Below are 13002 nucleotides of genomic sequence, written 5' to 3'. Positions count from 1 at the left end.
ACAGCCCGGACACATAATCGGCACCTTCGCCGGAAGCTGACAGTGACCGAAATGTCTTTTTTCGGGGGGGTTCGCAAGAGTGCCACCAATTTCGGAGTCGCCATAGCAGTTGCACCGCCCTACTTTCCCTGCCTCCGCCATCGTTCGCGACGACACGATGCTGCACCGCAACTGGTCCCGATACGCAGGACAGGTTCACCCTTCCATCTGCCTACAGCGTCACTTCTGGGGTCAGTCGCGAGAAAACCTGGTTCGCCACTTCCATCATCGCAACCGCCACCGCGCGTGCGGTCAGGCCTCCGGGCCCCTTTCGCGTGCTGTTACCTGTTCGCGGTGGTGACGATCGTGTGAACACGTCCGCCGCCGAGTCTCTTGCTTTCGTACATCGCCGAATCGGCGACTTTCTGCATGTCGGTGAACGCTGTTGCACGCTCTTCTCCGGCGACGAATTTGTGGGTACGCACGGCGATTCCGATGCTCGATATCGACGGTATCTCGTCGGTATTCGAGTGCATTGCCGGTCCGATCGAGTCGAGCAAAGGTCCGATGGCCGGCACCGAAAGTCTTTGAGCGAGGATGAATTCGTCCCCGCCGACCCGTGCGACAACAGCATCCGCACGCGCCCAGGCGGACAACCGCTGTGAAACCCGGAGAATTATGCGGTCGCCCACGTCGTGACCGTGGACGTCATTGATCGTCTTGAACCGGTCGATGTCGATCGCGATCACGAGTAGTGCCGCCGATTCCTGACGCTGGAACTCCGCGAGTACCTTCTCGACGTGGCGGTCGAGGCCACGACGGTTCAAGAGCCCGGTCAGGGGATCGAGGTCGGAGCTGGACGCGTCCACGCTGAGCATCGCCAGCACGATCTGCGAGATGTACGCACAGATCAGGAGAGCGGTGACGACAACCAGCACTCTCGAAACACCGAGCGCAGGATCTCGCTCCGGCCCGAAGAGGATCGGCTGCGCAGCCACCACGATCATCACAACCGAGAAGGTCAGGTGTGCGATCTGCAACTTCGGATTGTGAAAATAGGCGATGTAGATACCCATCAACACGTAGATGACGGAGCTGAGCAGACGTCCGAGCGGCGCCGAGTCGCCGAGAATGGCGATCGAAACCGCAACGTCACAAAAGACGACAAAGCCGAACGAGCGGCGCTTTGTCGGGCCGAAGACCCACCATGAGACTCCGACCATGAAGCACGAGATCACGACAACACTGTTGAAGAACAGCGCAATCGTGCTTGCCGGACCGGCCGGACTGAACCTGTTGAGTAGTGCGCACACTCCCATCACGATCACAATGATGCCAAGTAATAGCCGAGTGGCGGTCGTGAGGCCGTTGTCGCGGAGATAGCGAGTGAAACGGTCATACTGATCGGGAAGAAGCAGCCACTCGCGGGTCAGCGTCCTCATGGACTTCATCTGAGACATCATGAATGCTTCAGCGCGCCATAGCGACGGTTTGCACTGCTCATCGTGAACTGACTCCTCTCCGCCCCACCCTTGCAATGACAACTAGGTCGACGCCGGCGATCCCCGCACCAAGGATATGGATGCCGCTGGCCAGAAACGCAAGAGTTCCTCCACCTGTCCCCAGTGGCTAATCTGCGGTTAGTGTACAGATGGCTTCACGCAAATGGGATCCGACGCGTGTTGGAGTCATGCCTGCGGACGGACCCAAAGCTCCGAGATGCTCGCCAGAAGTCAGCAAAACTAGCTTAACCTGCAACGTTGGCGTTCGTTTAGTGTGCGTGCACAGCACTTCTGCCAAAAATTGCGCACGCTTGAACCGGCCCTTCGTTCGCGGACTGAGTACGGATCTGATTCCTGTCGACGGCTTGTTTCTTTAGCGATCACTTGGCTACTTTGATGTTTGCTTGAGCGATGCCGCCGGTAGGACTGATTCGTGGCGGCGGTTCGAGGTCATCGCCGACACTCGCCCCTTGCGTGGTTCCGCATCCTCGACGGCCCTTCTGAGGGCTCGATCGTCTCGGGCCTGTCAAATCTGGAGAGAACTTTCGGAAAACGTTGCAGCACAGCGATTACGAAGCCGGCCCCTTTTGCAGAATGGACTTCATCAGCCTACTTCATCCCACCGCAACTGGACTTGAGCAAAAGCACAACAGCTTCTCCCCTTTTGACTTTTCACGGCAGGGTTGGGACTGACCCGCTTGCCGTGAGCGCTGCTCTCGTCCAGCCGGAACAACCTTGCCAGGTGCAAAGGCACCGCGAGCATCGGTCTTGCCCCGGTCACCAGCAGGTCTCTGTAGTTGCGACGGCGCGACCACCACGCACTCCATGCCTGCACGATTTAGGGGTCGGCACAGGCCGAATCCGGTCGGCCCGGACTCGTAGACACTTTTCTCCGGGCCCGGCAGCGAATGCGACCAGCCGAGAATTTCGCCGTGATCCGGGCATAATCATTGTTTGAACCTTCACCCGTCTGACCGTCAATCGCGGATGCCGCTACCGAGAGTGCCTGCACGTCAAAGCCAACACTCGTACGCTAAAACATCACCGGGACCTCCTGCAAATGTAGGCACTCCCGATCCAGGCTTCGCCTACTCCGCAACCCACGGCAAACTTGCAATCGAGGCCCCGGCCCGAAACGGGCCGACCTACATACCATCTGGACCGCGATGTTCTCGGATCCCATCACCTCGCAAGGTTGATTCCTCACTCGTCGTCAGTCAGAACCTTCGCGCCACATCGAGTGCACTGGACAAGTGAACTCGAGAACACCAATGTTCTTCTGCACCAGTGACCAGGCGCCAAGCCACTTGCGCAGTCCTGCCCCGACCTTCGGTTATCAGTCGCAGCGCGTTTCGTCGCGTCTCCGCTCCGCGTCACTCAATTCCACGGCCACGGTTTCCAATAGCCGCAAGTTCCGTCCTGAAAGACCGACCGCCAGCGTCAAGAACCTCTTCAGACGCGACGTGGACAGACTATCCACGAGTGCGGCGTCATGGTCGTGGGCTTGGACGCCCCCACTGGACCAACGAGTCGCGAAAAAAAAGTCCTGCGGCACCTCAAAATACGCTGCCAACGCCGACAGCACCTGCTCGGACGGATTGCGCCTCGCCCCAGCGCGCAACTGCGAGACGTACACCTCCGAGATCTGACAACCATGGGTACGAATAGCGGCCGCTACCTCGCGGTTCGTCAAGCGTCGACCCGCAGCCGCGAACAACTCGTTGAGGCGAACCTGGAAAGTATCGCCACAATCGTTTGCCCTAAAATCATAAATATCCACTACACCCCTCCATAACGCAGTCCTGCCTTCGCGATGTTCCAGCCACAAGAGTTGCTTTCATTTTCAGAATTAATAAAAACGACACAACCCAGTACTATTTCGGCCACCGTCATCGACCTTTCTCGATTTTTTAGATTTGCACCCTCTCACGTACCACAAAGGACGTCATTTCAAAAGGGGAACCCTTGTCTGGGCAGGGAAGTATCATTTCACGATTCGCGAAGAGGGTGGCTGACCACGAATTTTCGCTCACCCAATATTTGCTCTCACAAGAATATCGCAAGCAAAGCCTGTCGGATGGGTTGACTACTACACTCCAGCCTCCGTGGTGCCCCGGCTTCAAGTGCAGTCTGCGCAACCGAGGCGGTGATCGATTTCCCGCCGGGCACCTAACATCGAGATAGATCTGCACCTCACTCGTTGCTGTCGTGGAAGAAAGGACAGGAGAATAAGTCTCCGAAACGGCCAGTTACGAGATCCCCCTTCCCATGTTCTCTATTTTTCGTTAGCTTGCCGACACTCCTGTATCGGTGGGATTTATCACCATCCCGGACCGCTAGTTTGGGCGCAATTTATGGACCTGGAGTTGGCTAAGGCGCTCACTGGTGCGGGGCTCACAGGTTGCCGTAGAGCACTACTCTGAGCGACCTCCTATGCGCTGGATAGTTCTCTGAACATGACAACCCCCTCAGTTCGGTAGCGGACACAAACGCACCAACAAAAACCCAAAATGTGCCCAGTATCCCTTTTTGATCAATTCGCATCCGCCGATGGCGGATTTACCATTGGCAAAATTATGCGCAATGGTTTTGCCCTGCCCAATGATGACAGAGCCTCCCACGATTGGCAACAGTTCTGTTAATACCGCCCCGACCGGCATGGGCGTGCAATAGCGCGGACTTCACTGGTCAGAAAATGTCAATGACCTGAACTTTCTCCAACTAATAGACATTGCATGCCGCAAGAGGGAGCCGGTAGTTCGCTCCCACTGTCATCGCAGTTTCAATCTCTTGCACCCAAACGGCTCGTCCGAAAATCGGCCGCTAACAATTGGCTATTTAATGTTGCATATTCACCCGACATATTGGACATCCCTGCCGAGCCCACGGCAGTCCCCTCATCAAGGTCGCTTTTCGCCTCTGGATGTTGAGAATCGCGGACGAGGTCATATTTGCGCGTTTCGTCGGGGTAGTTCGCATGGGTTTCCAATCGGCCGATTTTAGTTCCCGTGGGGATATGTACGATTTGGGGTTTGACGCTTTTCCTGGCCCGTGAAATATTGCAATTAGTGATAAATAGACCATTTAAGCCAAACCCGACTTAATGGATAAAAATCAAATGTTGATTAGCTGAGATTTGAGTGCTAATTTGAGATATCGGCAAGCATCCCGCTTGCCACGGAATGAATGGAGTTTTCGAATGACCCTCAATCTCGCAGCACTTACCAGGCTCCTCCGAGTTTTCATGAATGGATCGTAATCCAGCAGTGACGCTTTACCACCTCAAATAAGATCAGTGGAAACTCTGATTCAAAAATGAGAAATAGGGGGATTGCCTCATGAAATGATGAACTACACTTCAATGAGGCAATCCCCCACCATTGCCTGCGATGGAACTTTTAAGTTCCAAAGATCATTTACTATTTTAAATCTCGTGCCGTTTGATTCGACTCACCCGTTATGAACTCGACTCATTAGTGTTGGCTAAATGTAGTCTGACCCGCATGAATTTTTCACGGGAAGCCTTGGCGCGCGATTCTTCATTGCCAGCAATCCGTCGATCATTCCTCGGCCTTAACCGTAGCCGCACTGTACGTGAAATCAGATTCCACAAAGGATGCTGTCCCATCCGCCAGCTTTGGGGAAATTCCCGAACTCGACTTCATCCTACCTTCCGCAATTCGCTCTGGCGATGCAGTGAACTAGGGGCTGCCCCGGTTTGGTTCACATCTAACTTGTGAAGTTCGACCGTGTCGATCGGGTCGCCAATTTCCGCCAAGAAAGACCGTTCATGCGTTGTTCGACGACGGTTTACCAGGTTTCATGGGTAGGGCCGGAGTATGTGGTGGCGACGGAACCGTTCTTCTCGTTGTCACAGCAGGACATCCTCGACCGTCAACGGTGGTCGAGTCAGGAACGACTACAGCTGGCAATTGTGACTTGGATCGAGAGGACCTACCATCGCTAACACCGGCAACGGCGCCCTGGGGAAGCTCACGCCAATCGAGTTTGAGACAACAACCTGGCTGTATGACTGGCTTGGGATATCAGCCCCAAATGTGAGCTGAAGTGGACGCAGCCCCGCCGTTGAGGTGTGGGATGATCACTCTAATTGCCACCCACCGCATTCAACACGCGATGGACGAGCGCCCGCCGCCGACACCGTGTAACTGACGTCCATTACTCATACAACCACCCGTAACCTAGATTCAAATAGCTTGGCTTTCAAGAAATTTTCGGTTCGATCGACCACGCGATCCAAGCCACGCCACTTCCACTTCACGCGCCAGCGGCCGAACCCGCGCACGGGAGGTATGTCAATTTCGGTCTACGAATGCGAAGTCAGAATCCGTCGGAGAACAGCCCTATCGACCTCCCCACCTGAAGTCAACGGCATGGTGCGAATTCGAACAAGCAAATCAGGGCACACCAACGATGAGAAGCCCGACGCCGTAAGGAAATCCGTGATCTTTGCGCGAGTGGGCATGCTCTCACCCGCCGGCACGATGAAAGCAATCGTCGGTCCATCGCCAGATGAGTTGCATCTGACGATCAGAGCAACCGATCGAATCTCAGGGTGACCGATCAAACACCGCTCAACACCCGAAGTCGCGCTCTGTCTCCGAGTGCGCCAAACCTTCTCTCCGGTTGCACAAACGATGTTCGATAGCTGCGCCTTGACTGACCCACTGATTGCCCGCCACCTTTCCAGTCTTCGAGGTTGACCCCCTGCTAGAGACCTCACAGAATCACTCGCCACCAACGGTTTACGGCCCGCCAGTCAGCCAGGGACGTTCGACGATATTTCACCTAACATCATCCCCTATCCGTATCTCGTACATTTCGCCCGTCTTTTGGCGCCTGATGGACTGACTCGCCAGAACCTGCTCAGACTTCTGCTCCGACGTCATTACGCCGCCGGACGCATCTCTCGATCGACATGTTGTCGATCGCTCCTCATGTCACCGCATCCACGGAAGCCAACGGCTAGCGCTCAGATTTATTGCGACAGTGTTGATTCGATAACACGGATCCAGCCACAGCACATGCGGAGATCACGGTTCGTTACTTTCTCGCGCTCACCCGAGACTGCCAAAAAGAACGGGCACCCGCAAGATCAACCTATATTCAGGTATTTCAAACCCAAAGACACTTGTAACAAATACGACAATTAACCAGACAAATGCGACGGCAGCGAAGGGAATCGATCGAGGATCAAGGCTGGCGGATAGCACGGTGGCGCTTTTGCCGCTGAGTGATGAACGCAGCGAGCAGTACCTTATTTCCCTTTAGTCCTACTGCTGCAGCAGATTTCAGCATCGCCTAAGCCCGTGGTGCCGCGGGCACAAGGTCGCCACCAACAGGAAACAAACTTGTGGTATGTTTTGCTCGTATAAGCGAAATCAAGTGACCACTGGGGGGTGTTCAGTGAGCTTTGATCAATTACGATGACACGCACAACAGAGGTGCGAACCCGAGATGGACTGCCTCTCGATTTATTATCCCGCAACGACCGGAGGGACGACACAACGAGACTTTTCAGCGATCAGGACGCTTCACTGATACCCGCATTCGCAAACATTTCAGGACTCATCGCGCTTATTAGGACCCGGTCTACGCACAAACGGAAAGTGCACTGGGGCCCGCGTTTTTACACGGAGTGTTGACGCTCGACGGGAAAAGACGGCCATCCCTGCTGACTGAAATGCAACCAAGTCGGGGCGGACATTGATTCAAATCTCCATTCAAATCCTTGAGTTTTTCCGGGTTAACGACAGAAATTCTACGATTAGCACGCCCGCTGATCTCGTACCCACTCAGTCAAAAGTGGTTTTAAAGCAAAGAGGATAGTCCGGACATCGTTTGGTTAACTTATCGATCGCGCTTTAACATCGGAATACCGAATGAAGGCGTCGTAACTCCGGATGCAATGGGCCCACCAGCCGAAACACCCATAATTTTCACCCAAATCATGGAGTGTTACCAGAGATCCTCCACAGCAAGAACAGACACAATCCGACTGCTCAGACCAGCCCATCCACTGAAAACTAGTCCAACTCGGCGGGCTTGCCCAGAATTCGTGAAGGGTTGGAAACTTCCGATCCTCCACGACGATTACTGTACGGCCGTACGGCCCTCCTATCCGGACAATCATGCACCCATCCAGTCAGCTTCCGCGCTTCGTAATACACAAGAGTCAGAGAGGTACCCATGTCCAACTTCCGGACGTATGCACCCGACGATGGCGCGCTTCGTACCATGCGCAAAACGCGAAGGCTCCATCACTTCTTCGAGGAAACGGCCGACCGCGTCCCGGACGAGATCGCCCTGGAAAGCGAGGGGCGTGCCTACACGTACGCTGATCTCGATAATCGCGCAAATCAGTTGTCACACTTCCTCATCTCGCTGGGGGCCGGTGCGCGGATTGCCATCCTGCTAGACCGCTCGGCCGAGACCTACCTAGCGCTGCTGGCCACCCTGAAGGCCGGTGCGGCGTTCGTCCCGATCGACCCGGAATCACCTGCGGAGCGGATCGGCTACATCACCGGCGACGCAGACGTGGACCTTATTCTCTCGCATTCTCGGTTCGGAGACGCACTTGCGCCATTGGGCATTCGCTGGATAGAGATTGACTCTGCCGAAACGCTGATCGACTTGGAACCCATTTCGAGACCGGAAAGCGCTGCATCCCAGGATGATCCATCTGCCTACATTCTCTATACCTCAGGTTCTACCGGGCGCCCAAAAGGTGTTGATGTCGCCCAATCGAGCATCTGCAACTTCCTCGATATCGTGCCCACCATCTACGACGTCCGCCAGTGTGACCGCGTCTATCAAGGCATGTCCATCTCGTTCGACTTCTCGATCGAGGAAATCTGGCCAACGTGGGCAGTTGGTGCGTCCCTCATTGCAGGGCCAACAGGAACCGGCCGCTTGGGCGGGGAACTCGCCGACTTCCTCGAATCCCACGCAATCTCTGTCGTGTACTGCGTCCCCACACTGCTCGCTACCATCCCCCGTGAAATACCCTCGCTGCGAACGATTCTCGTGGGCGGCGAGGCATGCCCGCAAGAACTTGTCGAGCGCTGGGCCCGCCCGGGTAGGCGAATACTCAACACCTACGGGCCGACTGAAGCGACGGTCACCGCCACGTGGTGCGAGTTGCTTCCCGGACGCCCGGTCACCATTGGCGTTCCGCTACCGACCTACTCGGTGTTCATCCTCGACGAACAGCACAACCAAGTCACAGGCGGAGAGGTCGGAGAAATCTGTATCGGCGGACCAGGCGTCGCCCGTGGCTATGTGGGCCGTCCGGAACTCACCGCAGTCCGTTTCATAGAGCACCCGCTCGCAGGAAACGGCCGTCTCTACCGCACCGGCGACCTTGGTCGCGTCGATTCCGGCGGTAAAATCCAGTATCTGGGTAGAGCAGACAGCGAGGTCAAGATCCGCGGCCACCGCGTCGACCTCGGCGAGATCGAAAGCACATTCCTCGTCGATCCTGATATCGCCAGCGCGGTAGTCTCGCTCGTGACCGTGGCGGGTGTCGAGCAGCTCGCTTCCTGGGTCGTCCTCATCCCCGGGGCCCACCCCGACCTGGATGACCTCGTAGCCCGGCTGAGCAGGGAAACCCGCCGGAGACTGCCGGCGTACATGATCCCGGCTTTCCTCGATATTCAATCAGAGCTGCCCATGATGCCGAGCGGAAAAGTGGACCGGCCGAGGCTGCCGAAACCGACAGGACGCCGCCTCATAGAGTCCACCGCGCCGGTGGTCGCGCCGACCAATGAACACGAACACCGAATGCGAGAGCTGTGGGCCGGACTGTTGAGCGTCCCCACCGACTCAATTTCGATCGAGGCGGACTTCTTCATCGACCTGGGAGGGCATTCCCTGGCAGCAGCTCAGTTGGTCACGCAATTGCGAGAGAGCGGAATCGGCTCGCGAGCCGGCATCCGTGACATTTACGCGAATCCCACTGTGCGCAGCTTGACCGCCAGCATCGATCCTGTCCCTTCATCCCCCGCTTGCCTCGACCGCGATACCGCAGCTGTCCTCAAAGACCGTCATACCGATGGAGACACACCGTCCGTCTGCGGCCGTGAGGTTCGTCGAGCGGGCGTAGTCCAAGGTATTTTCCTACTCGTAGTGCTGTTGGTCGTCACGATCCCAGTCTCGATCGTGTATAGCAATCATCGAGGTCAGCCCTCTTTCGATACGCTCATCGATTTGCTCATCGCCACTGTTCCCACCTACCTGGCGGTGCGTTGGGTTGTGCCGGTGCTTGCGGTTCCTCCACTATCCGCCGGGATAAGACCTGGCCGATATCGGTTATGGAGCACCACATACCTCAGACTCTGGATGGTCAACAACCTCATGACGCTCGCACCGACGTCGGTTCTCAGCGGATCACCGTTGATGACCCAGTTCCTACGTGCGCTCGGAGCGACGATTGGCCGCGATACCTATCTGGGAACCGCTACCGTCCCCTTCCCGGCGCTGGTCACGATCGGAGACGGGGTCTCGATTGGTTACAACACTGACCTCCGACCGTGGAGAGTCGTCGGTAACGAGGTCGTAGTAGCGCCCATCCTAATCGGTCCGAGTGCCTATATCGCAGCAAACTGTGTACTGGGGCCAGGGACGACAGTGGGGCCCCACGCAATGCTCGGCGACCAGTCACCTCTGCCCGATGGAACGACTGTTCCCGCAGGACAGCGATGGATCGGGTCACCGGCTGAGCGCGTCGACGCACTCGATGACCGTGTGGAAATGATGGCGGCCGCAGGCCCCACACGAGGTTGGACGCCGATGTTGCTGACGCTCACAGTTGTCGCGGTGTTCGCACTTGAGGCTCTCGCGATAGCAACTATCGTCCCCAGTCTCGTCTTGGTCTGGATCGTCCTACTTGAATACGGCATGCTTGCATCGCTACTGGCCACCCTGCTCTCCGGGACGGTATATGTGATCAGCGTATGCGCCATTGTTGGGCTCGGCAAAAGGATAGTTTTGCCGCATATGCCGGTTGGCTGCTTCTACGAGGCGTCCCCTCTCGGAGTCCGCAAGTGGATCGCCGACAAACTACTGGAAATCAGCTTGTTGCACACGAACTCGCTCTACGCCACACTTTATACTCCACCGTGGTTGCGCCTACTCGGCGCGAAAATCGGTCGGGGAGCTGAGATTTCAACCGCAGCCCACCTCGATCCTGATCTACTCACCGTCAACGACGAGGCCTTCGTGGCCGATATGGCCAGTCTCGGCGGCTCGACATTTTGTAACGGTCGAATGAACTTCGCACACACGGAAATCGGAACCCGGGCTTTCATCGGCAATGCGGCAGTTCTTCCGAGTGGAATGAGCACCGGCGAGGGATCCCTGGTGGGAGTGCTCACCGTTCCACCTACGTCCGGCGTATCACCACAGTCATCATGGTTGGGTAATCCCGCCATGTTCTTACCCGCCCGCCAAGCTAGCGGGGTGTACCACGATTCGGAAATATTCGCGCCGCCTCGCTCCGTTGTCGCACACCGACTCGCTATCGAATTCTTCCGTATCACCCTGCCTGCCACTGTCATCGGTATCAGCCTCTATTTCTATCTCCTCGGGCTTTCACAGTTCGCTCGAACGACATCCGTGAGCTGGACAATCGCCGCCGCGCCCTTCCTGGCGTTGACAACGGCCCTCGGTGTTGTGCTCTTCACGGTCGGCACGAAAAATAATCTGGTCGGTGCCTACCATCCACGCATAGAACCCCTCTGGGCCAAGTTCGTACGCCGATCGGAATTCGTCACTGGCCTTTACGAATCCGCAGCTGTACCAGTACTGCTCAACCAGCTCATCGGCACTCCGTTCCTGCCGGTGATCCTGCGCTGGTACGGCGCCCGCATCGGCAAAAGCGTGTGGATGGGCACCACCTACTTGACCGAATTCGATTTGGTCCACATCGGTGACGCCGCGGTAATCGAGAGCGGTGTTTCTCTACAGACGCATCTTTTCGAGGACCGCGTCATGAAAATGTCGTCCGTCACGGTCTCTGGGGGCTCCACCGTCGGCGCCCGAGCAGTAGTTCTCTACGACACCATTGTCGGCGAAGGAGCGGAACTGGAATCGCTCTCACTACTGATGAAGGGTGAACAACTACCCCCGCACACCGCATGGCGTGGCATTCCAGCCCAGGCGGTCGGCTGATGCCGAGATCTACCCGACCACTGGCTCTCGTCTACCGCGGCGGTGCCACCACTCCTGGCTGCGCTGAATCCGTTGCGGCCCTTCTGCGTCGAAGTCCGCGACATTTCGATATCCGTTATGTCGGCCGACGTGAGGATCTGCAACTGAATCGGAGTGTGCTTGCTACCGCCGCACTTTACGTGCAGCCCGGTGGAGACGAGCTCCGTCCAGCTTGGCGTCACATGCGACATCACCGTGCCGCCGTGCGAAACTACGTGGCAAACGGCGGCCGATATCTCGGCTTCTGCCTGGGGGGCTACCTTGCGGGCGCCACTCCCGGATTCGACCTTCTGCCCGGAGACACCGACCAATACATTACGACTTCGCATGCGGACATCGAATCGACCGACCCTGCAGTGGCGACCGTCCTCTGGCGTGGACGACGTCGGTTTCTGTACTTCCAAGACGGCCCGACCTTCGAAATTCAAGGCAGACAAGTCGACATCGAGGTGATCGCCTCCTATCAGAACGGTGAAATAGCTGCAATGACAACACCATTCGGATGCGGACGGGTCGGTGTCGTCGGCCCTCATCCAGAAGCTGATGATAGCTGGTTCTCCGATTCCGGCCTGCGCGCACCGACCGATCTCGGAACGGGTGCAGGTCTTGACCTCATTGACTCGGTGATGAACTGACATGAACCCTCACTCCACGCCCCCCATGATGGGTCAAGCACCGAAAACATCCCGCCTCAGAGGGATCGATGTCACGAGAGGCATTGCGGTCATAGGAATGATCGCAATTCACTCACTCAGCGACTTCGACGAAGCCGGCAACCCCACCTGGACATTTAGCGTAGCCGCCGGCCGCGCCGCCGCGATGTTTGCTGTGCTTGCTGGGGTCAGCATCTCGTTCATCGCTGAACGTCGCCAACGGGCGCTCGGGGCCGACTCGACGCGTATCGTCGCTTCCCTCCTCACCCGAGCCCTCTTGATCGGCCTGATCGGACTGATGTTGGGCTATACAGACCCCGCCTATGGAACGGTCATCTTGACCTACTACGCGCTGATGTTCCTTCTGGCCGTACCGCTCATTTATCTGAGTACTCCCGTGTTAGTGGTGATTGCTGTCGTCAACGGCATCGCGATGCCGTTGCTCAGCCAACTCGTGCGACCTCGTCTGAGCGGACCGATAACCGATCAAGCATCCTTCGCCGACCTTTTCCACCGGCCCCAACAGTTGTTGACCACCTTGGCATTCACGGGCGAATACCCTGCGCTCGTGTGGATGACTTACATCTGCACAGGACTGGTCGTGGGTCGACTCGCATTGTCCACCGCTCGTACAGCCT

General features: G+C 56.9%; 5 protein-coding genes and 2 pseudogenes. 4 read left to right on the top strand and 3 right to left on the bottom strand.

Annotated features, from left to right (window positions below):
• Positions 1-320 precede the first annotated feature (320 nt).
• From QMA15_RS25860 to QMA15_RS25845, 3 genes are all read right to left on the bottom strand, one after another.
• Positions 321-1430: a GGDEF domain-containing protein gene (locus QMA15_RS25860; RefSeq protein ID WP_290287077.1), complete on the bottom strand. Its 1110-nt coding sequence runs from the start codon at positions 1428-1430 to the stop codon at positions 321-323.
• Between the two features lie 1387 nt (positions 1431-2817).
• Entirely contained in the window at positions 2818-3261 is a 444-nt protein-coding gene (locus QMA15_RS25850) for a helix-turn-helix transcriptional regulator (RefSeq protein ID WP_290287076.1), read from the bottom strand.
• Between the two features lie 1002 nt (positions 3262-4263).
• Positions 4264-4470: a hypothetical protein gene (locus QMA15_RS25845; protein WP_290287075.1), complete on the bottom strand. Its 207-nt coding sequence runs from the start codon at positions 4468-4470 to the stop codon at positions 4264-4266.
• A gap of 770 nt (positions 4471-5240) precedes the next feature.
• Between QMA15_RS25845 and QMA15_RS25840 the strand changes: the two are divergent.
• The 4 genes and pseudogenes from QMA15_RS25840 to QMA15_RS25825 all read left to right on the top strand — a co-directional run.
• Positions 5241-5445, top strand: a pseudogene (locus QMA15_RS25840) (IS3 family transposase); the annotation flags it as partial.
• A 2246-nt stretch (positions 5446-7691) separates the two neighbouring features.
• Positions 7692-11672 (top strand): Pls/PosA family non-ribosomal peptide synthetase, encoded by a 3981-nt coding sequence (locus tag QMA15_RS25835; RefSeq protein ID WP_290287074.1) that lies wholly within the window; start codon positions 7692-7694, stop codon positions 11670-11672.
• The gene (locus tag QMA15_RS25830) at positions 11672-12346 is read left to right on the top strand and encodes a BPL-N domain-containing protein (RefSeq protein ID WP_290287073.1); all 675 of its coding nucleotides are present in this window, start codon (positions 11672-11674) and stop codon (positions 12344-12346) included. The genes QMA15_RS25835 and QMA15_RS25830 overlap by 1 nt, the downstream gene beginning before the upstream one ends.
• Positions 12347-12443: 97 nt before the next feature.
• Positions 12444-13002, top strand: a pseudogene (locus QMA15_RS25825) (hypothetical protein); the annotation flags it as partial.

The sequence above is a fragment of the Rhodococcus sp. APC 3903 genome, assembly GCF_030407755.1.
Lineage (GTDB): Bacteria > Actinomycetota > Actinomycetes > Mycobacteriales > Mycobacteriaceae > Rhodococcus_F > Rhodococcus_F erythropolis.
This window is presented reverse-complemented; position numbering and strand designations above follow the sequence as displayed.

Bases quoted from the DNA above. Each gene is read 5' to 3' on its own strand.
- QMA15_RS25835 (WP_290287074.1), top strand. From the start codon at position 7,692: ATGTCCAACTTCCGGACGTATGCACCCGACGATGGCGCGCTTCGTACC.
- QMA15_RS25860 (WP_290287077.1), bottom strand. From the start codon at position 1,430: ATGAAGTCCATGAGGACGCTGACCCGCGAGTGGCTGCTTCTTCCCGAT.
- QMA15_RS25830 (WP_290287073.1), top strand. From the start codon at position 11,672: ATGCCGAGATCTACCCGACCACTGGCTCTCGTCTACCGCGGCGGTGCC.